Origin of the sequence: Stutzerimonas stutzeri (genome assembly GCF_024448935.1) — a bacterium.
Lineage (GTDB): Bacteria > Pseudomonadota > Gammaproteobacteria > Pseudomonadales > Pseudomonadaceae > Stutzerimonas > Stutzerimonas stutzeri_AO.
Map to the genome: position 1 here is coordinate 16,304 of NZ_JAMOIE010000023.1, position 24,404 is coordinate 40,707.

A 24,404-nucleotide genomic window follows, 5' to 3' on the forward strand; every position below is an offset into this window, starting at 1 on the left:
ACTGCTGGGTAAGAGGTGAAAGCTATGTTGAACCGTGAGCTCGAAGTCACTCTGAATCTGGCTTTCAAGGAGGCACGTACCAAGCGTCATGAGTTCATGACGGTTGAGCACCTTCTGCTAGCCCTGCTGGACAATGAAGCGGCCGCAACGGTGTTGCGCGCCTGCGGAGCCAGCCTCGATAAACTGCGTCATGACTTGCAGGAGTTCATCGACTCCACTACGCCTCTGATTCCGCCGCACGATGAGGATCGCGAAACCCAGCCGACCCTGGGCTTCCAGCGGGTATTGCAGCGGGCGGTGTTCCACGTTCAAAGCTCGGGCAAGCGCGAGGTGACTGGCGCCAATGTGTTGGTTGCGATTTTCAGTGAGCAGGAAAGCCAGGCGGTGTTCTTGCTCAAGCAGCAGAATGTCGCCCGCATCGACGTCGTCAATTATATTGCTCATGGCATTTCCAAGGTGCCCGGCAACAACGGCAATCCTGAAAGCGACGGGGAAATGCAAGATGAGGAGGGTGGCGATTCGTCCGCAGCCGGAAATCCACTCGATGCCTATGCAAGCAATTTGAATGATCTGGCGCGTCAAGGCCGTATCGACCCATTGGTCGGGCGTGAACATGAGGTCGAGCGGGTCGCGCAGATCTTGGCTCGCCGTCGCAAGAACAATCCGTTGCTCGTTGGTGAGGCCGGAGTGGGCAAGACGGCGATTGCCGAGGGCCTGGCCAAGCGTATCGTAGATAACCAGGTGCCCGAGCTGCTCGCCGACAGCGTCGTTTATTCGCTTGATCTGGGGGCTTTGCTCGCTGGTACAAAATATCGCGGGGATTTCGAGAAGCGCTTCAAGGCGCTGCTGAACGAGCTTCGCAAGCGTCCGCAGGCTGTCCTGTTCATAGACGAAATTCACACCATTATCGGTGCTGGTGCCGCCTCGGGCGGCGTGATGGATGCATCGAATTTGCTCAAGCCGCTACTGTCATCTGGGGAGATCCGTTGTATTGGGTCCACTACCTTCCAGGAGTTCCGTGGCATCTTCGAGAAGGATCGGGCGCTTGCCCGCCGCTTCCAGAAGGTCGACGTTTCAGAGCCGTCCGTTGAAGACACCATTGGTATCCTGAGAGGCTTGAAGGGCCGTTTCGAACAGCATCACCATATCGAATACAGCGACGAGTCGCTTCGTGCGGCGGCAGAGCTTGCCTCTCGGTATATCAATGATCGGCACATGCCGGACAAGGCCATCGATGTCATCGACGAGGCGGGTGCCTACCAGCGTCTACAGCCTGAAGACAAGCGTGTATCGCGAATAGATGTTGAGCAGGTTGAAGACATTGTCGCGAAGATCGCACGTATCCCGCCGAAGCATGTGAGCACATCGGATAAGGAACTCCTGCGTAATCTGGAGCGTGACCTGAAGCTGACCGTTTTCGGTCAGGATGATGCAATCGATTCGCTATCTACGGCTATCAAGCTTTCTCGTGCTGGTTTGAAGGCTCCTGACAAGCCGGTAGGCTCGTTCCTCTTTGCGGGCCCTACCGGTGTCGGTAAAACAGAAGCTGCTCGACAGCTTGCAAGGGCGTTGGGTATCGAATTGGTGCGCTTCGACATGTCCGAGTACATGGAGCGTCACACTGTGTCTCGGCTCATTGGTGCACCGCCAGGCTACGTCGGCTTTGATCAGGGTGGCTTGCTGACCGAGGCGATAACCAAGCAGCCACACTGCGTCCTGCTTCTGGACGAGATCGAGAAGGCGCATCCAGAGGTCTTCAACCTGCTGTTGCAGGTCATGGATCATGGGACGCTGACTGATAACAACGGTCGCAAGGCCGACTTCCGTAACGTCATCATCATCATGACGACGAACGCGGGTGCAGAAACCGCAGCGCGGGCTTCGATCGGTTTCACCCATCAGGACCATGCGTCAGACGCGATGGAAGTCATCAAGAAGAGTTTCACACCTGAGTTCCGCAACCGCCTGGATACGATCATCCAGTTCGGCCGTCTTGGCCATGAGGTCATCAAGAGCATTGTTGACAAATTTCTCATCGAGCTACAGACGCAGCTCGAGGACAAGCATGTCACGCTCGAAGTGTCCGATGCGGCACGTGGCTGGTTGGCTGAGCGCGGCTACGACGTGCAGATGGGTGCGCGACCAATGGCTCGGCTGATTCAGGACAAGATCAAGCGGCCGCTGGCTGAAGAGATCCTGTTCGGTGAATTGGCCGAACACGGCGGCGTGGTGCACATCGATATTCGGGATGGCGAGCCCTACTTTGACTTCGAGACGTCTGCCGAGTTGGCTTAACGCATTGAGGTGATGGAGCTAAAGCGCCCGGCATAGCCGGGCGTTTTTGTCTGATCAAGCTGGCGAAGCGCAAAGCTGGGACACCCAGCCCAGCGCTTTGCATGCTGCCGATCGAGCTGCTCGAGTTCGTTGCATGAGCACAAACAAAAAGCCCGGACTATGCCGGGCGTTCATGCTCGCGTCCTGTTAACGGGCGCGGTAGGTGATGCGGCCTTTGCTCAGGTCGTAAGGCGTAAGTTCCACACGAACCTTGTCACCGGTAAGAATCCGGATGTAGTTCTTGCGCATCTTTCCGGAGATGTGCGCAGTAACGACGTGCCCATTTTCCAACTCCACACGAAACATGGTGTTAGGCAGGGTGTCGACGACAGTACCTTCCATTTCGAAGCTGTCTTCTTTCGACATTCAGTAAAACCCTCGGTGTCCAATGATAGACCCGGTACGAAGAATGCCCGGGTAAAAGCGGCAAGTATTGTGCCTGAAAGGGCCCCGAGAGCCAAGGGCTCAGGTTAGAGTTATCCAGCGCTGGTTAACCAACAGTTCAATCGGCCTATATTCGGTTTTGTAGTTCATTTTGCGGCAGTTTTTGATCCAGTAGCCCAGGTAGATTGCTTTCAGTCCGAGTCGGGCCGCTTCACCCACCTGCCAGAGAATCGCAAAGCGACCAAGACTACGGCGTTCCTCGCTGGGGTCGTAAAAGGTGTAAACGGCGGACAGCCCATTGGGCAGCAGGTCGGTCACAGCCAGGGCGAGCAGGCGGCCTTCCAGGCGGAACTCGTAAAAGCGAGAAAAGGGCAGGTCACGGACCAGGAAGGTATAGAACTGGTCTCTGCTTGGCGGGTACATGTCGCCGTCTGCATGGCGCTGTTCGATATAGTTCGCGTAGAGCGCGTAGTACTCTTCGCTGAACGAAGGGCGGACGTCGGTCACGGTCAGGTCGGCGTTGCGCTTGAGGATGCGTTTCTGCTGACGATTGAGCTGTAGCCCGTCGGCCGGTATCCGCGCAGGAATGCAAGCGGTGCAACGTTGACAATGCGGGCGGTAAAGGTGGTCCCCGCTGCGGCGGAAACCCATTTCGGACAGCTCTGCGTACACCTGTGCGTCCATCGGCTGGCTGGGGTCGAGGAAGAGCGTAGTGGCCTGTTCGTCGGGCAGGTAGCTGCAGGCGTGAGGCTGTGTGGCGTAGAACTTGAGACGAGCCAGTGAAGTCATGGTCAGCTCTCGAAAAACTTGAAGTCAGTGTAGGTCAGCTTGGCTTCGTCGACCAGGACTCCCATCGGGCTGTACTGGGTTCATCCAGATAGCTGGCGAGGGCATTGGCGAAGGTTTGCCTGGGTACGGGTCTCGCGCCAAAACTGGCCAGGTGTTGCGTGTGCATCTGGCAGTCAATCAGTTTGAATCCCCAGTCTCCGAGACGTTCCACCAGTGTCACGAATCCCGCCTTGGATGCATCGGTCGTACGGCTGAACATCGATTCACCGAAGAATAGTCGACCCATGGCGAGGCCATAGAGGCCACCGACCAACCGTTCGTCTTGCCAGACTTCGACTGAGTGGGCGATACCGAGCCGATGCAGCTCCAGATAAGCGTCTTGCATCGGTATGGTGATCCATGTGCCGTCGGTGTGGTTGCGCGGTCCGGCACAGCCTTCGATAACGTCTCGGAACGCTTGGTCGAAAGTGATGCTGAATGTTCCTTGCCGTAACTTCTTGCGCAGGCTGCGAGAGACATGCAGTTCTTCGGGATAGAGCACGGTGCGCGGGTCGGGTGACCACCAGAGCAGCGGCTGCCCTTCCTGATACCAGGGGAAGCAGCCATGACGGTAAGCCGTCAGCAAGCGCTCAGGCGATAGATCGCCTCCTGCAGCGAGAAGCCCGTTGGGCTCGCGCAGAGCTTTTTCGAGTGGGGGGAACGACAGGTTGTCGCGCTGCAGCCAGGTCAGCATATCGATAGTCACGGGGCGGATGGCGGCATCCGCCCGGAGAAGGGGTTACAGGTCCAGAAACTTTTCGGCATCGAGCGCGGCCATGCAGCCGGCGCCGGCCGAAGTGATGGCCTGGCGATAAACGTGATCGGCCACATCGCCTGCAGCAAATACGCCTGGGATGGTGGTGCTGGTAGCATCTCCCTCGTTGCCGCCCTTGATGACGAGGTAGCCGTCTCTCATCTCGAGTTGGCCCTGGAAAAGATCTGTGTTGGGCTTGTGCCCGATAGCAATGAAGACACCTGCCAGTTCGAGGTTCTGCTCCTCGCCGGATTCGGTGCTCTTCAATCTTACTCCCGTTACGCCACTGGCATCACCAAGCACTTCTTCCAGTGTGTGGTTCCAATGCAGGCGAATATTGCCGTTGGCTGCCTTCTCCATGATCTTGTCCTGCAAAATCTTCTCGGAGCGAAGCTTGTCGCGGCGGTGGATCAAGTGAACTTCCCTGGCGATATTCGACAGGTACAGCGCTTCTTCCACGGCGGTATTGCCGCCGCCGATCACAGCCACAACCTGGTTGCGGTAAAAGAACCCGTCACAGGTGGCGCATGCCGACACGCCACGTCCGGCGAACGCTTCCTCCGAGGGCAAGCCGAGGTACTGGGCGGATGCTCCGGTTGCGATGATCAACGCATCGCAGCTGTAGGTTGCGCTATCGCCCTTGAGAATAAAGGGCCGCTGCAGCAGCTCAGCCGTGTGGATATGGTCGAAAACGACTTCGGTGTCGAAGCGCTCTGCGTGTTTCTGCATCCGCTCCATCAACGCTGGGCCAGTCAAACCTTCGACGTCTCCCGGCCAGTTGTCGACTTCAGTGGTGGTGGTCAGCTGGCCGCCGGGCTGAATGCCGGTGATCATTACCGGTTTCAGGTTGGCCCGGGCTGCGTATACGGCCGCGGTATAACCGGCCGGGCCCGAGCCGAGAATAATCAGACGTGAATGCTTGACTTCATTCATAAAAAGCCCTCATAAGCCTTTGTTACCAATAGAGAAGCGTGCTCCAGTCGAGTCACGTTTTGAAAACCTGTCGTTTATGCTACACCGAAGCACGGACAAAAGCCCAAGCCGGCACGGAACCGGCATGCCTTCGAATCGACAAACCCGTACAATGTCCAGGTTCAGGCTGACTACGGTTCATAGAGCGCGCCGCGGGCGCAGGAAATAAAGCGTTTTGAAGAATACCTCCTCTACCGCGCCAGCTTCCATCTGGCGACAGCAGTTGCATTACCGTCTCAAAGAAGGGGCACTGATCGCGCTCGGCGCGCTTTGTGCCTACCTCTGGATGGCGCTGCTTACCTACGATCCCTCCGATCCTGGTTGGACCCATACCAGCAACGTCCAGCAGGTCCATAATGCTGCCGGCCGCGCTGGCGCCTGGTTTGCCGATGTGCTGTTCATGGCGCTCGGCTACTTTGCTTTCCTGTTTCCGTTGCTGTTAGGCGTCAAGACCTGGCAGGTCTTTCGCGCACGTCACCAACCCTGGAGCTGGAACGGGTGGCTGTTTTCCTGGCGGCTGATCGGGCTCGTCTTTCTGATTCTTTCCGGATCTGCGCTCGCCTATATCCACTTTCAGTTTGCGGATGGTTTGCCTGCTTCGGCGGGCGGCGCTTTGGGCGAAAGCCTGGGACAGCTCGCCGAGGCAGCGCTGAATGTTCAGGGCAGTACGCTACTGCTGCTGGCGTTCTTCCTGTTCGGGTTGACGGTTTTTACGGACCTTTCATGGTTCAAGGTGATGGACCTGACCGGCAAGATTACGCTCGACCTGGTAGAGCTGATTCAGAGTTTCTTTAGCCGCTGGTGGTCCGCGCGTAACGAGCGTAAGCAGGTCGTTGCGCAGCTGCGCGAAGCTGATGACGTGGTAAACGACGTCGCCGGCTCGCTCCCGGATCACCGAGAGCGCGCCAAGGTCAAGGAACGGTTGCTTGAGCGCGAGGAGTCGTTGAGCAAGCACATGAGCGAGCGCGATAAGCGCCCGCCGCCGATGATTCCTGCCGCTGCACCGCCCAAGCCGGTCGAGCAGAGCAAGCGCGTGCTGAAGGAAAAGCAGGCCAACCTGTTCGTCGATCCGCTGATCGAAGGCAGCGTCCCTCCGTTGTCCTTGCTGGACGCGGCGGAAAAGCAGCAGAAGCAGTACTTACCAGAATCGCTCGAAGCCATGTCGCGGTTGCTGGAAATCAAGCTGAAGGAGTTTGGCGTAGAGGTCATCGTCGAGTCGGTTCATCCGGGCCCGGTGATCACTCGTTTCGAAATCCAGCCGGCCGCCGGGGTCAAGGTCAGCCGCATCTCCAACTTGGCGAAGGATCTGGCCCGCTCGCTGGCGGTCATTAGCGTGCGCGTCGTTGAGGTGATCCCCGGCAAGACTACCGTCGGTATTGAGATCCCCAACGAAGACCGTCAGATCGTGCGGTTCTCGGAAGTGCTGTCGTCCGCGCCCTATGACGACGCCAAGTCGCCGGTGACCATCGCGCTTGGCCACGATATCGGCGGCAAACCTGTCATCGCCGACCTGGCAAGGATGCCCCACCTGCTGGTTGCCGGTACCACCGGTTCGGGCAAGTCGGTCGGTGTGAATGCCATGATCCTGTCGATTCTTTTCAAGTCCACGCCGGAAGACGCGCGGTTGATCATGATCGACCCGAAGATGCTTGAGTTGTCGATCTATGAAGGCATTCCGCACCTGTTGTGTCCGGTCGTGACCGACATGAAGGAAGCAGCCAACGCGCTGCGCTGGAGCGTCGCCGAAATGGAGCGGCGCTACAAGCTGATGGCGGCCATGGGGGTGCGTAATCTGGCCGGCTTCAACCGTAAGGTGAAGGACGCGGAGGAGGCCGGTACGCCGCTGAGCGACCCACTGTATCGCCGCGAAAGCATGGAAGACGAAGCGCCGCTGCTGAAGAAGCTGCCAACCATTGTGGTGGTGGTGGACGAATTCGCCGACATGATGATGATCGTCGGCAAGAAGGTCGAAGAGCTGATTGCGCGTATTGCCCAAAAGGCACGGGCGGCAGGTATCCATCTAATCCTGGCGACCCAGCGGCCGTCGGTGGATGTGATCACCGGCCTGATCAAGGCCAACATTCCAACCCGTATGGCGTTTCAGGTATCAAGCAAAATCGACTCGCGGACCATTCTCGACCAGGGCGGCGCCGAGCAACTGCTCGGCCACGGTGACATGCTTTACCTGCCGCCGGGAACCGGTCTGCCGATTCGGGTCCATGGCGCGTTCGTTTCCGATGAAGAGGTGCATCGTGTTGTCGAGGCCTGGAAGGCTCGCGGTGCTCCGGATTACATCGAAGAGATCCTGGTCGGCGTCGAGGAGTCCGGCAGTGGCTTCGAAGGCGGTGGAGGCGAGGGTGGCAGCGGTGAGGACAGTGAAGACGATCCGCTTTACGATGAAGCGGTACGCTTCGTCACTGAAAGTCGCCGGGCTTCCATCTCTGCCGTTCAGCGCAAGCTCAAGATCGGCTACAACCGCGCCGCACGGATGATCGAAGCCATGGAAATGGCGGGCGTCGTCACCTCTATGAACACCAACGGCTCGCGCGAAGTGCTCGCGCCGCCTGCTACCCGCGACTAGGTCGCCGAGGGCTTCATGCAATTGATTCGTGCGTTGTTTGCATCCGCTCTGCTGTTTGCCCTGGTTCCGGCCCATGCCGACCAGGCCGCCTCTGTGCAACGCCTGACCGGCCTGCTGCAGCAGGCCGAAACCTTGACCGGCCGCTTTTCCCAGCTGTCTCTGGATGGCACCGGAACCCAGCTGCAAGAGACCTCCGGTGAGATGGCGCTCAAGCGCCCGGGCCAGTTTCGTTGGCATACCGATGAGCCGATGGAGCAGTTGCTGGTTTCTAACGGTCAGAAAGTCTGGTTGTACGACCCGGATCTCGAGCAGGTCACCATCCAGACACTCGACCAGCGCCTGACCCATACCCCGGCATTGCTGTTGTCGGGCGATGTATCGGCAATCAACGAGAACTTCGAGGTGACGCACCAGGAGGCGGGGGAAGTGGTCGATTTCACGCTCAAGCCGAAGGCCAAGGACACACTGTTCGACAGCCTTCGTCTGTCGTTTCGCGGTGGCGTGATCAACGACATGCAAATGGTTGACGGCGTAGGCCAACGCACCAACATCCTGTTTCAGGGTGTCAAGTTGAACCAGCCACTCAAGGCCGAGCTGTTCACCTTTGACGTTCCCGCTGGGGCCGACGTCATCTCCGAATAACAGGCATTCGCTTTTCCGTTTACCCACACGGCCTGCTTTCCCGCAGGCCGTGTGCATCAGAGGCTTGCGTCGCCGATGGATCTGTTCAGCCGTGAACCTGTCGCTCAACCCCTCGCCGCACGCCTGCGCGCCGCCAGTCTTGACGAATATGTCGGGCAGGAGCATCTGTTGGCGCGCGGCAAACCGTTGCGTGAGGCGCTGGAGCAGGGTGCGTTGCACTCGATGGTGTTCTGGGGGCCGCCCGGCGTCGGCAAGACCACCCTGGCGCGGCTGTTGGCCAAAGTGTCTGACGCGCACTTCGAGACCGTCTCGGCGGTGCTGGCGGGCGTCAGGGAGATTCGCCAGGCTGTAGAAATTGCCAAGCAGCAAGCGGCCCAGTACGGACGGCGCACCATCCTCTTCGTTGATGAAGTGCATCGCTTCAACAAGTCCCAGCAGGACGCCTTCCTGCCCTACGTTGAAGATGGCACGCTGATCTTCATCGGTGCGACCACCGAAAACCCGTCGTTCGAGCTTAACAATGCCTTGCTGTCGCGTGCCCGGGTCTACGTGCTCAAGAGCCTTGACGAGGCTGCGCTACGCAGGCTGGTCACGCGCGCATTGACCGAGTCCAAGGGATTGGGCGACCTCCATCTGAGCCTGCCGGATGAGAGTTTTCAGATCCTCCTGGCAGCCGCTGATGGTGACGGACGACGGCTATTGAACCTGCTGGAAAACGCCTCGGACCTGGCCGAAGAGGGTGGCGAGATCAGCGTCGAACTGCTGCAGGATCTGCTGGGCGACAGCCGGCGGCGCTTCGACAAGGGGGGGGAGGCCTTTTACGACCAGATATCGGCGTTGCATAAGTCGGTCCGCGGTTCGAATCCGGACGCTTCGTTGTACTGGTTTGCCCGCATGATCGACGGTGGTTGCGATCCGCTGTACATCGCCAGGCGGGTGGTCCGCATGGCCAGTGAAGAAGTTGGCAATGCCGACCCTCGGGCGCTGAGCCTGTGTCTGTCGGCGTGGGATGTGCAGGAACGGCTGGGAAGTCCGGAAGGCGAACTGGCCGTCGCCCAGGCCATCGTCTATCTTGCTTGCGCGCCGAAGAGCAACGCGGTTTACAGCGCCTTCAATGCAGCGATGCGGGACGTTCGGGAGAACGGCTCGGCGGAGGTTCCGTTGCACCTGCGTAATGCGCCGACCCGGCTGATGAAAGAGCTGGGTTACGGCAACGAATATCGCTACGCCCATGATGAGCCTGACGCCTACGCTGCGGGTGAGGACTATTTTCCAGAAGCAATAGAGCCGCGCCACTATTACGACCCCGTACCGCGTGGACTGGAAAGCAAGATCCGCGACAAACTTGAGCATCTGGCACGTCTCGATCAGCAAAGCCCGCGGCAGCGGAGAAAGACATGATTCGCACGGTGCTGGCCGTGGCCGCCGGCGGTGTTGTAGGTACGCTGATCAGATTCGGCGTCTCGACATGGGTCTCCGCTCAGTGGCCAAGGTACTTTTTCTTCGCGACCCTCGCGGTGAATCTGCTTGGCTGTCTGCTTATTGGCTATCTGTACGCCTCTTTCCTGCACCGTCCCGAACTGTCCCCGGAGATGCGCAGCGGGTTGATCGTTGGCTTTCTCGGTGCGTTAACGACGTTTTCCAGCTTCTCGCTGGACGGTTTGCGCCTGCTGGAAAGTGGCCAACCCGCGACAGCCTTCGGTTACCTGGGCGCGAGTGTGCTCGGTGGTCTGTTGGCCGCCTGGCTCGGACTTACGCTTGGCAGGTTATGAACCTGGCCTGGATCACAGTAAACTTCGCTTCTTTGCCTTTCCTCAAAGCTTCCATAGACGAGACCCACCATGCTTGATTCGAAACTGGTACGCACACAGCTGCAAGACGTGGCCGACCGCCTCGCGACCCGCGGCTACCAGCTGGATGTGGCGCGTATCGAGGCGCTGGAAGCCCAGCGCAAGACCGTGCAGACCCGTACCGAGCAACTTCAGGCCGAGCGCAACGCTCGCTCCAAATCCATCGGCCAGGCCAAACAGCGTGGTGAAGACCTTGCGCCGTTGCTCGCTGATGTCGACCGTATGGGCTCAGAACTCGAAGCCGGCAAAGTCGAGCTGGAAGGCATCCAGGGCGAGCTGGATCAGTTGATGCTGAGCCTGCCGAATCTGCCGCACGAATCGGTTCCAGTGGGCAAAGATGAAGATGAGAACGTCGAAGTTCGTCGCTGGGGTGCGCCCAAGGCCTTCGACTTCGAAGTGAAAGACCACGTCGCACTGGGCGAGCAGCACGGCTGGCTGGACTTCGAGACCGCGGCCAAGCTATCCGGTGCGCGCTTTGCCCTGCTGCGCGGGCCGATCGCCCGTCTGCATCGCGCCCTGGCGCAGTTCATGCTGGATCTGCACACCCGCGAGCATGGATACGAGGAGGCGTACACGCCGTATCTGGTCCAGGCCCCGGCGCTGCAGGGCACCGGCCAGCTTCCGAAGTTCGAAGAGGACCTGTTCAAGATCAGCCGTGAGAACGAAGCTGACCTTTATCTGATTCCCACTGCCGAGGTTTCGCTGACCAACATCGTTGCCGGCGAGATTCTGGATGCCAAGCAGCTGCCGTTGAAATTCGTCGCGCATACGCCGTGTTTCCGCAGCGAAGCGGGCGCTTCTGGCCGTGACACCCGCGGGATGATCCGTCAGCACCAGTTCGACAAGGTCGAGATGGTTCAGATCGTCGAGCCGAGTCAGTCGTTCGAAGCGCTGGAAGGCTTGACGGCCAACGCCGAGAAGGTACTGCAGCTGCTGGAGCTGCCGTATCGCGTTTTGGCGCTGTGCACGGGTGACATGGGCTTCGGTGCGACTAAGACCTACGATCTCGAAGTCTGGGTGCCAAGTCAGGACAAGTATCGTGAAATCTCGTCCTGCTCCAACTGTGGCGACTTTCAGGCGCGCCGCATGCAGGCACGCTACCGCAATCCGGAATCGGGCAAGCCCGAACTGGTCCATACGCTTAATGGCTCCGGGCTGGCCGTAGGTCGTACCCTGGTCGCAGTGCTGGAAAATTACCAGCAGGCCGATGGCAGCATCCATGTGCCGGCGGCGCTCGAACCCTATATGGGCGGTATCGAAGTGATCGGTTGATCCGGCGATAGCGTGCCGACGCAGGTGCAGAGAGACGGGTGATGTGCTTCATAGGGTAATGGCCGAACGACCGTCCGGGCTCTCTTGATTCTCGACAAGGGCCATCACAGCCGTAAGGTTTGAGATAGCTCTATCTCATGTTGTCACCAGGACTGGTCCATGGATTTTTTGCCGCTTTTCCACAATCTGAAGGGCCGTCCGGTACTGGTCGTCGGCGGCGGGGAAGTTGCGCTGCGAAAGGCTCGCTTGTTGTCAGAAGCGGGCGCCGTGCTGCGCGTTGTCGCCCCGGAAGTAGGGGCGCAGTTGAGCGAGCTGGTAGCGCAAGGCGGCGGACAGACAATCGTTCGAGGTTATCTCGCTGGGGACTTGTCAGGCTGCGTGTTGGCGGTCGCTGCGACCGATGACGAGCCGCTCAATGAGCAGGTATCCGAAGACGCCAAGGCGCTTGGCATGCCGGTCAACGTGGTGGATTCGCCGCAGCTGTGTACGGTGATTTTCCCGGCCATTGTTGACCGCTCGCCGCTGATGATCGCTGTTTCCAGCGGTGGTGATGCGCCCGTGCTGGCGCGCCTCATGCGCGCGCGCATCGAGACCTGGGTGCCAGCGGTCTATGGGGAATTGGCAGGCCTGGCGAAGAAATTCCGCCGCCAGGTCAAGGCCAAATTTGCAGACGTACAGCAGCGGCGTGTGTTCTGGGAGGAAGTCTTCCAGGGCAGCGTCGCGGAGCGTGCGCTCGCCGGTCAGGCGCAAGAGGCCGAGCGGCTCTTGGAGGAAAAACTGTCCGGTGCGGAGCCGAAAACCCTGGGCGAGGTCTATCTGGTCGGTGCCGGACCGGGCGATCCTGATCTGCTGACCTTCCGTGCCCTGCGCCTGATGCAGCAGGCCGACGTGGTCCTCTACGACCGCTTGGTAGCGCCCGCGATCCTCGACCTGTGCCGGCGCGATGCCGATCGCATCTATGTCGGTAAACAGCGCGCAGCGCATGCGGTGCCGCAGGATCAGATCAACCAGTTGCTGGTTACCCTGGCCAAAGAAGGCAAGCGCGTGTTGCGGCTCAAAGGCGGCGATCCGTTCATATTCGGGCGAGGCGGCGAAGAGATCGAAGAACTGGCGGCGCACGACGTGCCGTTCCAGGTCGTCCCCGGGATCACCGCGGCCAGTGGCTGCGCGGCCTATGCCGGTATCCCGCTTACCCATCGTGATCATGCACAGTCGGTACGCTTCGTGACGGGGCACTTGAAGGATGGCAGCTGCGATTTGCCGTGGTCGGAACTGGTCGCGCCCAGTCAGACCCTGGTGTTCTACATGGGGCTGGTCGGTCTGCCGGTGATCTGTCAGCAGCTGATCGCACACGGTCGCGCTGCCGATACCCCCGCTGCCTTGGTCCAGCAGGGAACGACGATCAATCAACGGGTATTTACCGGAACGCTCGCCAACCTGGCCGAGCGAGTGGCCAACGAGCAGGTGCAGGCACCAACGCTGATCATTGTCGGCGAGGTGGTGCAGTTACGCGAAAAACTTGCTTGGTTCGAAGACGCTCAGAACCGCGACAGGTAACTATCGCGGCCTCCGAGACGGTCATCGCCTTGACGCGACCAGATGCCCGTTCCGGCCAGCCGATCCCGATCATGCGCGCGGCCCAGCGACAGCTCTGGGCCTTTGGGTACGATGCCGTTGCCGTTGATATGCCGGTGACTGGCGTAGTAGTGGTGCTTGATGTGGGTGAAGTCGACGGTCTCGGCAATCCCCGGCCACTGGTACAGCTCCCGTAGCCAATTCGAAAGATTGGGATAGTCCTCGATCCGTCGCAAGTTGCATTTGAAGTGACCGTGGTAGACGGCATCGAAGCGAACGATGGTGGTGAACAGACGCCAATCCGCCTCCGTCAGGTATTCGCCGGTCAGGTAGCGATGCTCGTCGAGACGCTGTTCGAGCCAATCGAGCTCGGCGAACAATTCATCGAATGCTGCTTCGTAGGCCTTCTGCGTTGAGGCAAAGCCGGCCCGGTAGACGCCATTGTTGACGCGTGGATAGATGCGTTCGTTGAGGACGTCGATCTCGGCACGTAGCGGCTCTGGGTAGAGATCCAGCCTCGAGCCAGTCAGATCATCGAAAGCGCCGTTGAAGATGCGAATGAGCTCGGCCGATTCGTTGTTGACGATGCGTTGCGCCTGCTTATCCCAAAGCACCGGAACCGTCACGCGGCCGGTGTACTGAGCGTCATCAGCGGTATAGCGCTGATGCAGATAGCTCAGGCCATCCAGCGCATCGCCAGTCGAGCCCCGTTGCGGGTCGAATGTCCAGCCGTGCTCCGCCATCAGCCAGCTGACCACCGAAACGTCGATCAACGGCTCGAGCTGTTTCAGTTTGCGATAAATCAGGGTGCGATGAGCCCAGGGGCAGGCCAGCGAGACATAGAGATGATAACGGCCAGCTTGTGCCTGAACGGCAGGGCGGCTATCTGGCCCTGGCGAACCGTCCGTGGTGATCCAGTCTCGCCGTTGGGCCTGCTCTCGCTGGAATTCCCCCTCGTTACTGTTTTCGTACCAGCGGTCTTGCCACTGGCCGTCGACCAGAAGTCCCATGCTTACCTCCACGGTTTCGAATTAGAAACAGTGTAGGTGTCATGGCTCGATTGATGAGTCGCAAAGCCCGGTCAAACCAATCGTTCAGGTCGATAGATGCCGATGCGCCCAGAACTCACGAGCCTGATCGAACGCTGCTTCACGGGGCTGGCCAAGGCCTCGGAATGCCAAGGCCATCGTCGCAACGACCGCAAGCTCGCCGTAGGCATCTTCGGCACCTTGCCAGACAGCAACCAGCTGCTGCGGATCGAGCTGCGCAGGTTTGACGTGACGCTGCGGCGACAGCGCCGGCCAGTCTTCGTCCCAAGACTCGCCCGCCTGGGTACCGTACAGGTGCGCAGCGCCATCGGGGTTGATCTCGATCTCGCCGCCTTCGCCCTTGATCACGATTGAGGTATCGCCCAGTAGCCGGCTGGCTTCCCTGTGATTTGCCTGATAGCCCGGGTGGAAAATGCTCTGCAGCCCGCAGCGGGCACTCAGTGGGTTGAGGATGCGAGCCAGTGAATGGATAGGGGAACGCAAGCCGAGAACGTTGCGCTGATCGATCATGCGCTGAAGCCCCGGCATCCACGCACCGAGTGGCATGAAGGCAATATTACCCCGGTCCAGGGCCGCAGCCGCGCTAACCCAATCCTCACATTGGGCGATTTCCAACAACGCAAGCTGCTGCTCGGTATACATCCGCCCTGCGGTGTGCGCGCCACCGCCGTGCATCAGAATCCGAATGCCGTTTCGTGCCAGGCATTTCGCAGCAAGCAAATACCAGGGCAGATGACGCTTCTTGCCGGCATAGCTTGGCCAGTCAATATCCACCGCGATTGCGGGCGCTTGCAGGCGCTCGCGCACGGCTTCGGTGAATCCTGCCAGTTCTTCGGCACTTTCTTCCTTGTGCCGTAACAGCATGAGAAAAGCGCCGAGCTGCGTGTCTTCCACCTTCCCGTCAAGCAGCATGCCCATGGCTTCGCGCGCTTCTTCGCGGGTCAGGTCACGGGCGCCGCGCTTGCCTTTGCCGAGAATGCGGACGAAGACGGCGAAAGGATGTTCGGCAGGGGTGACCAGGCTCATATGCAATTGCTCGGTTTCGGCAGGCCTGCCAGCTTTGCAGCCAGCTTGGCAGGGGTGCCTTTGAATAGGCGGTTCAGATGCATGCTGTTGCCCTTTTCCGGGCCAAGTTTCAATGCGGTGTACTTGATCAGCGGACGCGTTGCGGGCGACAGCTGAAACGCCTGATAAAACTCGCGCAGCACCCGGAGAATTTCCCAGTGTTCGGCTTGGAGGGTGATCCCTTCAGCGTTCGCCAGTGCTTCTGCGACCGGCTCGCTCCAATCGTTGAGATCAACCAGGAAGCCTTCCTGATCCACAGCAACGCTTATGCCATTGATGATCAGCCCGTTCATAGCCAGGAATTGGTCCGGTCATAACGACAGCAGAGCTCGACGAAGCCGTCGTAGTCGACCTGCTGCAGGCGCGACGGCAGGGAGTGGATGCCACGGGCGGCCACGTCTTCGTCCAGCGCGAACAGTGCGATGCTCTCGGGCATCAGATCCAACGCTTTCCGCTGGGCCGTGCCGTCTTTCAGTGCATATACCGCATCCCCACAAAGCAACAGCGCATCGTCGGCAGTGACCAGATGCAAGCAGCTGGCCAGGCGGCTATCGGCAAACGGGGAGTGTGAAAGCAGGTGCAGAGTTGCCATCAGAGCGTGATCACATGGTCGTAGCGGTTAATAAGGGCGCGCAGGCCGGCATCGTCCAGTAACTCTACCGGCAGCGACAGCGTGGCCTCATCCAGCCCGCGCTCGTTGAGGCTGCGCTTGGCCGCGTACAGCGCGTCGATGCCAAACATGGGAAGCGCCTGCAGGTTGGCGGTCAGGTCCTTTTGCTGCAGCCGAGTGGCCTGCTGAGCAGGCGCCAGCTGAAATACCCCATCATCGAGAAACAACAGCCCGAGCGGCAATTCGAACGCGCCGCCGGCCAGAACGATATCCAGTGCCTCGCGTGCCGAAGGACCGGACCACGGCGACTGCCGCGTGATGATGAGCATCGAGCGCGCCATCAATGGCCTCCAAAGCAGACCAGGCGGTCGGCCTGCTGGCTGGCTTCGTGCAGCTGCCCCAGACCGGACAGCTCCCAACCCGCTGCAATGTTCGCTGCAGGGCGCTGGTGGCGTTTGGCTTCCTGTTCATCCAGTATGCCACGGCGCAGGCCCGCGGCGATGCAGACCACACCGTCGAGCCCGTGGAGGCTGATGAGTTGACGCCATTGCTCTGCGATATCCAGTTCGTCCTGCGCCGCCACGGCATTCGCCGAGGCGCTGTGGACGCCGTCCTGATAGAGGAACAGCCGGACGATTTCATGCCCCCCGGCAAGCACTGCCTCGCAGAAGCGCAGCGCGCGTCGTGAAGCAGGGGAGTGGGCGGGCGAGAACAGAGCGATTGCGAATTTCATGGGCCACCGTTGCATGACTGCCTGACATGATACGCCAGCTTCAGAAGCGAAAAAGCCCGCCGAAGCGGGCTGATTCGATGGCTACTGATCAGTCGTCGCCGCCCATGATGCCCATCAGTTGCAGCAGGCTGATGAACAGGTTGTACAGCGAAACGTACAGGCCGATGGTGGCCATGATGTAGTTACGCTCGCCGCCATGGATGATCGCGCTGGTCTGATAGAGGATGCACACCGAAGAGAACAGCACGAAGCCTGCGCTGATCGCCAGCTGCAGGCCACTGATCTCGAAGAAGAAACCAGCGACCATCGCGCCGAGCAGGACGAAGAAACCGGCGGTGATGAAACCGCTGAGGAAGCTCATGTCCTTACGGGTGATCAGCACGAACGCCGACAGGCCAAAGAACACCAGAGCGGTCATCGACAGCGCCGAGGCAATCAGCTCACCACCGTTGGCAGTGCCCAGGTACATGTTGAGGATCGGCCCCAGCGTGTAACCCATGAAACCGGTCAAGGCGAAAGTCGAAAGCAGACCCCACGCGGAATTGCGTAGCTTCACGGTCAGGAAGAACAGGCCGTAGAAGCCGATCAGCACCACGAAGATGTTCGGGTAGGCTGCGTTGGCCTGCATCGCCATGTAGGCGACGAAGGCGCTGAAGCCCAAGGTGATGGCCAGAAGGCCGTAGGTGTTGCGCAGAACGCGGCTGACTTCCTTCTGTTCAACCTGCGTATGCGTAGGTGCGTACTGTTGCTCGAGCATGGCGACACTCCTGTAGATGTATTCAGCCTAAGGTGAATTGCCCCGGATCATAGCAGAGCTTTTGTTTCCTCCTAACGTCAGTGTTTGACAGACTGTTTCGTTCGGGTACTATTGCGCCCGCTCTCTGCGGAGGAGTGGCAGAGCGGTTGAATGCAACGGTCTTGAAAACCGTCGAAGGGGAAACTCTTCCGTGAGTTCGAATCTCACCTCCTCCGCCATATCGCATACTGAAGGCCCCGTATTCCGGGGCCTTCAGCGTTTCTGGAGTATGGAAATGCAGGTGTGAGCGTTCCCATATTGATTGTTGCCAAGGGAGCGAGTGGGACAGGACGAAAACCTGGCCACAAACGGGGAAGCCGCGATTTCGCCTGACCCAAAAAACGGGTAATTTTGGAGACTCTTGCGAAATGCCAACCGAAATTGTACTGATAGGTCCCGCCAGCCTCGCGCTGGTCAATGCTGGGCCATTCCGGAGGCTGTGAACCTGTCTCCGGGGCTGGACGTGGTCAGGACGTATCCAATTTTCTGATCTGCGGGCACACGGGATCCTGCGCGATCTTGTGCATGGGGTGGTGTCGGGGGTGGTCGCTGCGGTTCAGGTGACCCATGGCAAGAGTTGCTCGGCGGCGAGCGCGAGCACCGCGACCATCATCTGAGTCATCATCTTGGCATGACCGCGCACGTTGACGCGGGAGATGCCGAACCCGTCCTTCAAACGGCCATTCACGCCTTCGACAGTGCTGCGCTCCTTGAAGCGCTGGGCCTGCTGCGGAGCAAAGTCGAGCTTGCTGCCGCCACGCGGGTTGTGATCGATCTGCGGCACATGGCCCGGGCTCTGCTGGCTGTGGGCGCGGATGACCGGGCTGCAATGGGCAGCGTCCATGAGGTCATAGCTGTGGCTGACACGTTGCGCGCTCATGGTGGCCAGCGGACGCGACCTGGGCGTCGTGCTCGCCGCCTGGGGCGCTAATGCGCCGGGTAGATGCGGTTTTTGCGAGCCATCTACATTCGAGCATGCCGGCATTATTGACCAGTACGTCGAGCCTGCCGAATTCGGCATCGAGCGCTTCGAGCAGGCGTACGACTTGCGACTCGTCCGCCTCGACCGCAATTGCACGCGCGCCCCCGGCTGCGCAGCTCGTTCAGTAGCTGGTCGGCTGCGTCCTGACGCGATCGAAAGTCAAGCACAACGCATAGCCTTCAGCCGCTGCGAGCCTGGCTGTGGCCGCGCCGATGCCACGGCTGGCCCCCGTTACCAACATCACTTTCAACATAAAAAATCCCCGACGAACGGTCTTGAAAACAGGCGAGCAGTTGCTATTTAGGGCATTACAGGATGCCGAATTCGGGTCCTGTATGAACCACTCGCTGAATATCAGGAGATAGCAAAATGACTAGTTTTTCGATGGCCCCACTGTTTCGTCAGTCCATTGGTTTCGATCGCTTCAACGATCTGTTCGAGTCCGCGCTGCGCAACGATGCAAACGGCTCGTTCCCACCCTACAACGTGGAAAAGCACGGCGATGACCGGTACCGCATCATCGTGGCAGCCGCTGGGTTCCAGGAGTCCGACCTGGATTTGCAGGTCGAGCGAGGCGTGCTGACTGTGAGCGGTGGCAAGCGTGAGAACAACGACGAAAACGTCACCTACCTGCACCAGGGTATCGCCCAGCGTGCTTTCAAGCTTTCGTTCCGCCTCGCCGACCATATTGAAGTGAAGGGCGCAGCGCTGGACAATGGGCTTCTCAGCATCGAGCTCGAGCGTGTCGTGCCAGAGGAGGCCAAACCCAAGCGCATCCCGATTAACGGTGAGCGTTTGGCGTTGGAGGGCTGATCGAGCCGCCAGCGCGTAGCTTGAACAGTAACCCCGCCTGCGCAGTTCGCACGGCGGGGTTTTCTTTTTCTGGCAACGCCATTCATCTGAGCGAATGGGTTTTCAGCAGTTCTCCGAAATTTACCGGCGCAAGAGGGCGGCTGGAGAGATATCCCTGATACAGGTTGCAGCCTTGCGCTTGGAGCAGGTCAAGCTGCGCCTGTTGTTCGACTCCCTTCGGCAATCACTTCCAGCCTTGGACTTCGAGCCATTGCGACAATGGCGCGAATGATCTCGGCGTCGCTACCGCACGCTCGCGTCTGGCCAGCAGACGCGATGGCGAAAGCTGAAACGCGATTCGGTGCCAGTGAGCATCGAACCTGCTACTGCAGTTTCGATATGCGGTCGGTCTTCAGTGACGATGAGTTCGAGATACCGATCTGGAAAAAAGCTCTACGAGCGGCGCTCAGGCCGAACAGCTTCCCCGTGCCGAGGGACCAATGCATGGGGTCGCGTTGAACATTCCGGGACCACAGGCCGAGCCCTGCACCGTCAAGCATCGATAATAGGCGCGCAACGTCCTGCCATGGTTTGGGCGCGCCGCCTGGGGAGCAATCGGGCGTGGCGTCAGAGGGCAACATGAGCGGCCTCGAAGAGCTGGGTCTGCGTGATGTTTCGACGGCAGGCGATGCGCATGGCTCTCTCGGATCTTGTTGTCGTGCCGCGAACCTATCCGTAGCTAATGGCAAAATGCAATGCGCTTAGTCGGCCTCCAACAGTGACATGAAGGCCTTTGCCGCATTGGACAGGGTGCGCTCGGTATGGGTGATGTAGCCGAGCTCCCTCGCCAGTTGAATGCCCGGGAGGGGCAATCGTACTACCTGATCATCAAGCATGGTGCGGGGCAACACACTCCAGGCGATCCCAATCGAAACCATCATCTTGATGGTCTCCATGTAATTGGTGCTCATCGTGATGTTGGGCGTCAGCCGCTCACGTTCGAACAGCCGGTGGGCGATGTGATGGGTGAACGTGTTACTGCCTGGAAATACTGCGGGAAAGCCGGCGACGTCGGCCAGGGTTATGTCAGGCATCTGGGCGAGCGGGTGTTCGGGGGCGACGACGATGTCCAGTGGATCGTCCCAGACCTTGACCGCGCGAATCGGCAATGCAGTCTGCGGTGCCAGCGTGATTACGGCCAGTTCGGCTCGGCCGTGCAGAACTTCATCGTAAGCGACCTCCGAATCGAGGAAACGGATATCCAGATTCACCTTCGGATAGGCACGCATGAAGGCTCTCAGCAACGCTGGCAGGCGATGCAGGCCAATGTGGTGACTGGTTGCCAGGCTCAGTTGTCCGCTGACGTCTTCGTTGAGGTTGGTCAGGGCACGACGGGTATCGTCCAGCACGTTGAGGATCTGATAAGCGCGAGGCAGCAGTGCGCGGCCAGCTTCGGTCAGCCCGATTTCCCGGCCAAGCCGATCAAACAGTCGCACGTTCAGTTGTGATTCCAGCGAAGCCAGGCGCTTGCTCACGGCCGGCTGAGTCAGATGCAGACGTTCAGCGGCGAGGGAGAAACTGCCCATCTCGGCGATCGCTATAAAAGCGTTAAGGCTGGCGAGGTCCATGGCGGGCTCCGGTCATCGGTTTTGAATCGACGTCATTGCCCTGAGGATAGGCGTCCGCATTCCGAAGAGGAATGGATCGGATGAAAAATATGAATTTGAGTAATCCGTTGCGAGTCCCTAGCATGACCTCATAAGCAAAAGGGCTATTGCCCAACGCACTGATGAGGAAGGTCCGATGGCCGGCAAAACGCTCTACGACAAGCTCTGGGAAATGCACGAGGTCAAGCGCCGTGATGATGGTTCGTCACTGATTTATATTGACCGTCATATCCTGCACGAAGTGACCTCACCGCAGGCGTTCGAAGGGCTTCGCCTGGCCGGACGCAAGCCATGGCGCATCGATGCCAACATTGCCACCCCGGATCACAACGTGCCGACTACCAAGGGCGAGCGTCAGGGCGGCCTGGAGGCGATTGCCGATGAGGTTTCGCGTATCCAGGTGCAGACCCTGGATGAGAACTGCGATGACTTTGGCATTCTTGAATTCAAGATGAACGACGTTCGTCAGGGCATCGTTCATGTGATCGGCCCAGAGCAGGGCGCAACCCTGCCGGGCATGACGGTCGTTTGTGGCGATTCGCACACCTCGACCCACGGCGCATTCGCCGCGCTGGCCCACGGCATTGGTACCTCTGAAGTCGAGCATGTGCTCGCGACCCAGTGCCTGGTCGCCAAAAAAATGAAAAACATGCAGGTGCGCGTTGAGGGCAAGTTGCCCTTTGGCGTGACCGCCAAGGACATGGTCCTGGCGGTGATCGGCAAGATCGGGACCGCTGGCGGTAACGGCCATGCGCTGGAGTTCGCTGGCAGTGCCATCCGCGATCTGTCGATGGAAGGGCGCATGACCCTCTGCAATATGTCCATCGAGGCCGGGGCGCGCGTGGGGATGGTGGCTGCAGACGAGAAGACCATCGCTTATGTGGAAGGTCGGCCCTTCGCGCCCAAAGGCGCTGATTGGGAGCGGGCTGTCGAACTCTGGACGACGCTGGTATCCGATGAAGAGGCCGTTTTTGACACGGTCGTGGAGCTGAATGCCGAAGACATTAAGCCACAGGTCAGCTGGGGTACGTCACCTGAAATGGTGCTGGCGGTTGACCAGAACGTGCCGGATCCGGCAGTCGAAGCTGACCCTGTCAAGCGTGACTCCATCTCTCGCGCGCTGAAGTACATGGGGCTGCAGGCCAACCAACCGATCACTGACATTCAGCTCGATCGTGTTTTCATCGGTTCTTGCACCAACTCCCGGATCGAAGACCTGCGCGCCGCAGCGGAAGTGGCGAAGGGTCGTAAGGTTGCCGCAACGGTCAAGCAGGCGATGGTGGTGCCGGGGTCCGGGCTGGTCAAGCAGCAGGCCGAGGCGGAGGGGTTGGACAAGATTTTCGTTGAGGCAGGCTTTGAGTGGCGCGAGCCGGGCTGCTCCATGTGTCTGGCGATGAACCCGGACAAGCTGGGCAGTGGCGAGCATTGTGCGTCCACCTCCAACCGCAACTTCGAAGGTCGGCAGGGTGCCGGTGGCAGGACGCATCTGGTGAGCCCGGCAATGGCGGCCGCGGCTGCGGTGACAGGTCGTTTCGTCGACGTTCGTGAATTGATGCAGGCCTGAGGAGACCACCCATGAGAGCATTTACCCAGCACACCGGTCTCGTCGCGCCGCTCGATCGCGCCAACGTCGACACCGATCAGATCATCCCCAAGCAGTTTCTCAAATCGATCAAGCGTACCGGTTTCGGGGCCAATCTGTTCGATGAGTGGCGCTATCTGGACGTCGGGCAGCCCAATCAGGATTGTTCGGCTCGCCCTGTGAACCCGGATTTCGTATTGAATTTTCCGCGTTATCAGGGGGCTAGCGTCCTGCTTGCGCGTGAGAACTTCGGTTGCGGTTCATCCCGCGAGCACGCGCCCTGGGCGCTGGAAGAGTATGGCTTCCGGGCGATCATCGCGCCGAGCTTTGCCGACATCTTCTACAACAACAGTTTCAAGAATGGCCTGCTGCCAATCGTGCTGAAGGAAAAAGAGGTCGACGAACTGTTCGAACAGGCAGAGGCCAGTGAGGGTTATCAGCTCACTGTAGACCTTGCTGCTCAGACGGTTACCCGTCCGGACGGTGTGCAGTACAGCTTCGACGTCGATGCATTTCGCAAGCACTGCCTGCTCAACGGCCTGGATGATATCGGCCTGACTCTGCAAGATGCAGACGCCATCAGGACGTTTGAAACCCGTCACCAACAGAGCCAGCCCTGGTTGTTTGGCGCTATCAAGTAAATAAAGAAGCGGCGAGCACAAGCGTGTTGCTCGCAGCTTTCAGCAGTTTCCGAGGGAAATCTATCAATGTCCAAACAGATCTTAATTCTTCCCGGCGACGGTATCGGCCCTGAAATCATGGCCGAAGCGGTCAAGGTGCTGGAACTGGCCAACAACAAGTTTCAGCTCGAGTTCGAGCTGAGCTATGACGAGCTGGGTGGCGCGGCGGTCGATAAATATGGCGTGCCACTGGCTGACGAGACGCTGGAACGTGCCCGTGCGGCGGATGCCATTCTGCTGGGCGCGGTTGGCGGGCCGAAGTGGGACGCCATTGATCCGGCGATCCGCCCCGAGCGTGGCTTGTTGAAAATTCGCTCCCAGCTGGGCCTCTTCGGCAATCTGCGTCCGGCGTTGTTGTACCCGCAGCTGGCGGCCGCCTCTAGCCTGAAGCCGGAGGTGGTGTCCGGTCTGGATATTCTTATCGTGCGGGAGCTGACCGGCGGCATCTATTTCGGTCAGCCCCGTGAGAGCAAAGTGCTGGAAAATGGCGAGCGTATGGCGTTCGATACGCTGCCCTACAGCGAAAGCGAGATCCGCCGCATAGCCAAGGTCGGTTTCGACATGGCTCTTGTTCGAGGCAAGAAGCTCTGTTCGGTGGACAAGGCGAACGTACTGGCATCCAGTCAGCTGTGGCGCGCTGTTGTGGAGGAGGTCGGCAAGGACTATCCGGATGTCGAGCTTAGCCATATGTATGTCGATAACGCAGCGATGCAGTTGGTACGTGCGCCGAAGCAGTTCGACGTGATCGTCACCGACAACATGTTCGGCGACATTCTGTCGGACGAAGCTTCCATGTTGACCGGCTCGATCGGCATGCTGCCTTCTGCTTCTCTCGACTCGAACAACAAAGGCATGTTCGAGCCCTGCCATGGTTCAGCTCCGGACATCGCTGGCAAGGGTATCGCCAATCCGCTGGCGACGATCCTCTCGGTGTCGATGATGCTTCGCTACAGCTTCAACCAGGTCGCTGCCGCAGATGCGATCGAGAAGGCAGTCAGCAACGTGCTCGACCTGGGGCTGCGCACAGGTGATATCTGGTCCGACGGTTGTGAAAAAGCGAACACTCAGGTGATGGGCGATGCGGTAGTCGCGGCGCTCGCGAAGTTGTAACCTCTCTGGCCCCATGGCACCGGCCGTTGATAGCGCTAGTGGGCGACGGCTAGGCGGAAACGCCGAATAGTGCGAGGCGTGGTGTTTGCTGTGTATGCACAACGCGCCCGCGCTTTCGAACCCGAAAGCGTCTTTGTTTATCGACG

The 24,404-nt window shown here is 59.5% G+C and carries 24 protein-coding genes, 1 tRNA gene and 2 pseudogenes; 12 read left to right on the forward strand and 15 right to left on the reverse strand.

The window, feature by feature from the left end; translation table 11 throughout:
- Window positions 1-24 precede the first annotated feature (24 nt).
- On the forward strand, window positions 25-2,295 hold the full coding sequence (gene clpA / locus NA637_RS09080) for an ATP-dependent Clp protease ATP-binding subunit ClpA (RefSeq protein ID WP_256071957.1): 2,271 nt from the start codon (window positions 25-27) through the stop codon (window positions 2,293-2,295).
- 186 nt (window positions 2,296-2,481) lie between these two features.
- Here the strand turns inward: clpA and infA are convergent, their stop codons facing one another.
- From infA to trxB, 4 genes are all read right to left on the reverse strand, one after another.
- Entirely contained in the window at window positions 2,482-2,700 is a 219-nt protein-coding gene (infA, locus tag NA637_RS09085) for a translation initiation factor IF-1 (RefSeq protein ID WP_002553999.1), read from the reverse strand.
- A 99-nt stretch (window positions 2,701-2,799) separates the two neighbouring features.
- Window positions 2,800-3,507, reverse strand: coding sequence for an arginyltransferase (locus NA637_RS09090; RefSeq protein WP_256071958.1), 708 nt, complete (start codon window positions 3,505-3,507; stop codon window positions 2,800-2,802).
- A 34-nt stretch (window positions 3,508-3,541) separates the two neighbouring features.
- Window positions 3,542-4,240 carry a leucyl/phenylalanyl-tRNA--protein transferase gene (aat, locus tag NA637_RS09095; RefSeq protein WP_256071993.1) on the reverse strand — a complete coding sequence of 233 codons (699 nt, stop codon included), beginning with the start codon at window positions 4,238-4,240 and terminating at the stop codon, window positions 3,542-3,544.
- Window positions 4,241-4,285: 45 nt separating this feature from the next.
- Entirely contained in the window at window positions 4,286-5,233 is a 948-nt protein-coding gene (gene trxB / locus NA637_RS09100; RefSeq protein ID WP_256071959.1) for a thioredoxin-disulfide reductase, read from the reverse strand.
- A gap of 214 nt (window positions 5,234-5,447) precedes the next feature.
- Here trxB and ftsK point away from each other — a divergent pair, with 214 nt between their 5' ends.
- The 6 genes from ftsK (at window position 5,448) to cysG (ending at window position 13,174) form a co-directional block, all read left to right on the forward strand.
- Window positions 5,448-7,853, forward strand: a complete 2,406-nt coding sequence (ftsK, locus tag NA637_RS09105) for a DNA translocase FtsK (RefSeq protein ID WP_256071960.1) — start codon at window positions 5,448-5,450, stop codon at window positions 7,851-7,853.
- 15 nt (window positions 7,854-7,868) lie between these two features.
- A complete protein-coding gene (gene lolA, locus NA637_RS09110) occupies window positions 7,869-8,495 on the forward strand; it encodes an outer membrane lipoprotein chaperone LolA (protein WP_256071961.1) in 627 nt (208 codons plus the stop codon).
- 75 nt (window positions 8,496-8,570) lie between these two features.
- Complete coding sequence (locus tag NA637_RS09115) at window positions 8,571-9,896, forward strand: replication-associated recombination protein A (protein ID WP_256071962.1); 1,326 nt, start codon at window positions 8,571-8,573, stop codon at window positions 9,894-9,896.
- Window positions 9,893-10,267 (forward strand): fluoride efflux transporter CrcB, encoded by a 375-nt coding sequence (crcB, locus tag NA637_RS09120; protein WP_256071963.1) that lies wholly within the window; start codon window positions 9,893-9,895, stop codon window positions 10,265-10,267. The genes NA637_RS09115 and crcB overlap by 4 nt, the downstream gene beginning before the upstream one ends.
- A gap of 69 nt (window positions 10,268-10,336) precedes the next feature.
- Window positions 10,337-11,617: a serine--tRNA ligase gene (gene serS, locus NA637_RS09125; protein ID WP_256071964.1), complete on the forward strand. Its 1,281-nt coding sequence runs from the start codon at window positions 10,337-10,339 to the stop codon at window positions 11,615-11,617.
- 159 nt (window positions 11,618-11,776) lie between these two features.
- Window positions 11,777-13,174, forward strand: a complete 1,398-nt coding sequence (gene cysG / locus NA637_RS09130; RefSeq protein WP_256071965.1) for a siroheme synthase CysG — start codon at window positions 11,777-11,779, stop codon at window positions 13,172-13,174.
- On the opposite strand, the gene NA637_RS09135 is transcribed toward cysG, so the two are convergent.
- The 7 genes from NA637_RS09135 to NA637_RS09165 all read right to left on the reverse strand — a co-directional run bounded on the left by NA637_RS09135 (window position 13,156) and on the right by NA637_RS09165 (window position 17,406).
- A complete protein-coding gene (locus NA637_RS09135) occupies window positions 13,156-14,202 on the reverse strand; it encodes a glutathione S-transferase family protein (protein ID WP_256071966.1) in 1,047 nt (348 codons plus the stop codon). The two genes, cysG and NA637_RS09135, sit on opposite strands and share 19 nt — an antisense overlap.
- An 84-nt stretch (window positions 14,203-14,286) precedes the next feature.
- Window positions 14,287-15,267: a glycosyl transferase family protein gene (locus NA637_RS09140; RefSeq protein ID WP_256071967.1), complete on the reverse strand. Its 981-nt coding sequence runs from the start codon at window positions 15,265-15,267 to the stop codon at window positions 14,287-14,289.
- Window positions 15,264-15,599, reverse strand: a complete 336-nt coding sequence (locus NA637_RS09145) for a TusE/DsrC/DsvC family sulfur relay protein (RefSeq protein WP_256071968.1) — start codon at window positions 15,597-15,599, stop codon at window positions 15,264-15,266. Before NA637_RS09145 ends, NA637_RS09140 begins: the two co-directional genes overlap by 4 nt.
- Window positions 15,596-15,898: a sulfurtransferase complex subunit TusB gene (tusB, locus tag NA637_RS09150; protein ID WP_256071970.1), complete on the reverse strand. Its 303-nt coding sequence runs from the start codon at window positions 15,896-15,898 to the stop codon at window positions 15,596-15,598. Before tusB ends, NA637_RS09145 begins: the two co-directional genes overlap by 4 nt.
- Window positions 15,898-16,257, reverse strand: a complete 360-nt coding sequence (tusC, locus tag NA637_RS09155) for a sulfurtransferase complex subunit TusC (RefSeq protein ID WP_256071971.1) — start codon at window positions 16,255-16,257, stop codon at window positions 15,898-15,900. Before tusC ends, tusB begins: the two co-directional genes overlap by 1 nt.
- Window positions 16,257-16,649, reverse strand: coding sequence for a sulfurtransferase complex subunit TusD (tusD, locus tag NA637_RS09160; RefSeq protein WP_256071972.1), 393 nt, complete (start codon window positions 16,647-16,649; stop codon window positions 16,257-16,259). Before tusD ends, tusC begins: the two co-directional genes overlap by 1 nt.
- Window positions 16,650-16,737: 88 nt before the next feature.
- Window positions 16,738-17,406: a Bax inhibitor-1/YccA family protein gene (locus NA637_RS09165; RefSeq protein WP_256071973.1), complete on the reverse strand. Its 669-nt coding sequence runs from the start codon at window positions 17,404-17,406 to the stop codon at window positions 16,738-16,740.
- Window positions 17,407-17,534: 128 nt separating this feature from the next.
- Between NA637_RS09165 and NA637_RS09170 the strand changes: the two genes are divergently transcribed.
- Window positions 17,535-17,624, forward strand: a tRNA-Ser gene (locus NA637_RS09170).
- A gap of 377 nt (window positions 17,625-18,001) precedes the next feature.
- Here NA637_RS09170 and NA637_RS09175 read toward each other — a convergent pair.
- A complete protein-coding gene (locus tag NA637_RS09175) occupies window positions 18,002-18,325 on the reverse strand; it encodes a transposase (protein WP_256071974.1) in 324 nt (107 codons plus the stop codon).
- Window positions 18,294-18,680: pseudogene (locus NA637_RS09180) on the reverse strand (SDR family NAD(P)-dependent oxidoreductase). Before NA637_RS09180 ends, NA637_RS09175 begins: the two are co-directional and overlap by 32 nt.
- Window positions 18,681-18,796: 116 nt before the next feature.
- On the opposite strand from NA637_RS09180, the gene NA637_RS09185 reads away from it, so the two are divergent.
- Window positions 18,797-19,240: an Hsp20 family protein gene (locus tag NA637_RS09185; RefSeq protein ID WP_256071975.1), complete on the forward strand. Its 444-nt coding sequence runs from the start codon at window positions 18,797-18,799 to the stop codon at window positions 19,238-19,240.
- 82 nt (window positions 19,241-19,322) lie between these two features.
- Here NA637_RS09185 and NA637_RS09190 read toward each other — a convergent pair.
- Both NA637_RS09190 and NA637_RS09195 read right to left on the reverse strand, forming a co-directional pair.
- A pseudogene (locus NA637_RS09190) lies at window positions 19,323-19,524 on the reverse strand (EAL domain-containing protein); the annotation flags it as partial.
- A gap of 456 nt (window positions 19,525-19,980) precedes the next feature.
- On the reverse strand, window positions 19,981-20,847 hold the full coding sequence (locus NA637_RS09195; RefSeq protein ID WP_256071976.1) for a LysR family transcriptional regulator: 867 nt from the start codon (window positions 20,845-20,847) through the stop codon (window positions 19,981-19,983).
- A gap of 175 nt (window positions 20,848-21,022) precedes the next feature.
- Here NA637_RS09195 and leuC point away from each other — a divergent pair, with 175 nt between their 5' ends.
- The 3 genes from leuC (at window position 21,023) to leuB (ending at window position 24,258) form a co-directional block, all read left to right on the forward strand.
- Complete coding sequence (gene leuC / locus NA637_RS09200; RefSeq protein WP_256071977.1) at window positions 21,023-22,450, forward strand: 3-isopropylmalate dehydratase large subunit; 1,428 nt, start codon at window positions 21,023-21,025, stop codon at window positions 22,448-22,450.
- Between the two features lie 11 nt (window positions 22,451-22,461).
- Window positions 22,462-23,109 (forward strand): 3-isopropylmalate dehydratase small subunit, encoded by a 648-nt coding sequence (gene leuD, locus NA637_RS09205; protein ID WP_256071978.1) that lies wholly within the window; start codon window positions 22,462-22,464, stop codon window positions 23,107-23,109.
- Between the two features lie 66 nt (window positions 23,110-23,175).
- Complete coding sequence (leuB, locus tag NA637_RS09210) at window positions 23,176-24,258, forward strand: 3-isopropylmalate dehydrogenase (protein ID WP_256071979.1); 1,083 nt, start codon at window positions 23,176-23,178, stop codon at window positions 24,256-24,258.
- The last annotated feature ends 146 nt before the right edge of the window (window positions 24,259-24,404 follow it).

Coding starts and splice junctions, on each gene's coding strand:
- clpA (WP_256071957.1), top strand. CDS start 25: ATGTTGAACCGTGAGCTCGAAGTCACTCTGAATCTGGCTTTCAAGGAG.
- infA (WP_002553999.1), bottom strand. CDS start 2,700: ATGTCGAAAGAAGACAGCTTCGAAATGGAAGGTACTGTCGTCGACACC.
- NA637_RS09090 (WP_256071958.1), bottom strand. CDS start 3,507: ATGACTTCACTGGCTCGTCTCAAGTTCTACGCCACACAGCCTCACGCC.
- aat (WP_256071993.1), bottom strand. CDS start 4,240: ATGCTGACCTGGCTGCAGCGCGACAACCTGTCGTTCCCCCCACTCGAA.
- trxB (WP_256071959.1), bottom strand. CDS start 5,233: ATGAATGAAGTCAAGCATTCACGTCTGATTATTCTCGGCTCGGGCCCG.
- lolA (WP_256071961.1), top strand. CDS start 7,869: ATGCAATTGATTCGTGCGTTGTTTGCATCCGCTCTGCTGTTTGCCCTG.
- NA637_RS09115 (WP_256071962.1), top strand. CDS start 8,571: ATGGATCTGTTCAGCCGTGAACCTGTCGCTCAACCCCTCGCCGCACGC.
- crcB (WP_256071963.1), top strand. CDS start 9,893: ATGATTCGCACGGTGCTGGCCGTGGCCGCCGGCGGTGTTGTAGGTACG.
- serS (WP_256071964.1), top strand. CDS start 10,337: ATGCTTGATTCGAAACTGGTACGCACACAGCTGCAAGACGTGGCCGAC.
- cysG (WP_256071965.1), top strand. CDS start 11,777: ATGGATTTTTTGCCGCTTTTCCACAATCTGAAGGGCCGTCCGGTACTG.
- NA637_RS09135 (WP_256071966.1), bottom strand. CDS start 14,202: ATGGGACTTCTGGTCGACGGCCAGTGGCAAGACCGCTGGTACGAAAAC.
- NA637_RS09140 (WP_256071967.1), bottom strand. CDS start 15,267: ATGAGCCTGGTCACCCCTGCCGAACATCCTTTCGCCGTCTTCGTCCGC.
- NA637_RS09145 (WP_256071968.1), bottom strand. CDS start 15,599: ATGAACGGGCTGATCATCAATGGCATAAGCGTTGCTGTGGATCAGGAA.
- tusB (WP_256071970.1), bottom strand. CDS start 15,898: ATGGCAACTCTGCACCTGCTTTCACACTCCCCGTTTGCCGATAGCCGC.
- tusC (WP_256071971.1), bottom strand. CDS start 16,257: ATGGCGCGCTCGATGCTCATCATCACGCGGCAGTCGCCGTGGTCCGGT.
- tusD (WP_256071972.1), bottom strand. CDS start 16,649: ATGAAATTCGCAATCGCTCTGTTCTCGCCCGCCCACTCCCCTGCTTCA.
- NA637_RS09165 (WP_256071973.1), bottom strand. CDS start 17,406: ATGCTCGAGCAACAGTACGCACCTACGCATACGCAGGTTGAACAGAAG.
- NA637_RS09175 (WP_256071974.1), bottom strand. CDS start 18,325: ATGAGCGCGCAACGTGTCAGCCACAGCTATGACCTCATGGACGCTGCC.
- NA637_RS09185 (WP_256071975.1), top strand. CDS start 18,797: ATGACTAGTTTTTCGATGGCCCCACTGTTTCGTCAGTCCATTGGTTTC.
- NA637_RS09195 (WP_256071976.1), bottom strand. CDS start 20,847: ATGGACCTCGCCAGCCTTAACGCTTTTATAGCGATCGCCGAGATGGGC.
- leuC (WP_256071977.1), top strand. CDS start 21,023: ATGGCCGGCAAAACGCTCTACGACAAGCTCTGGGAAATGCACGAGGTC.
- leuD (WP_256071978.1), top strand. CDS start 22,462: ATGAGAGCATTTACCCAGCACACCGGTCTCGTCGCGCCGCTCGATCGC.
- leuB (WP_256071979.1), top strand. CDS start 23,176: ATGTCCAAACAGATCTTAATTCTTCCCGGCGACGGTATCGGCCCTGAA.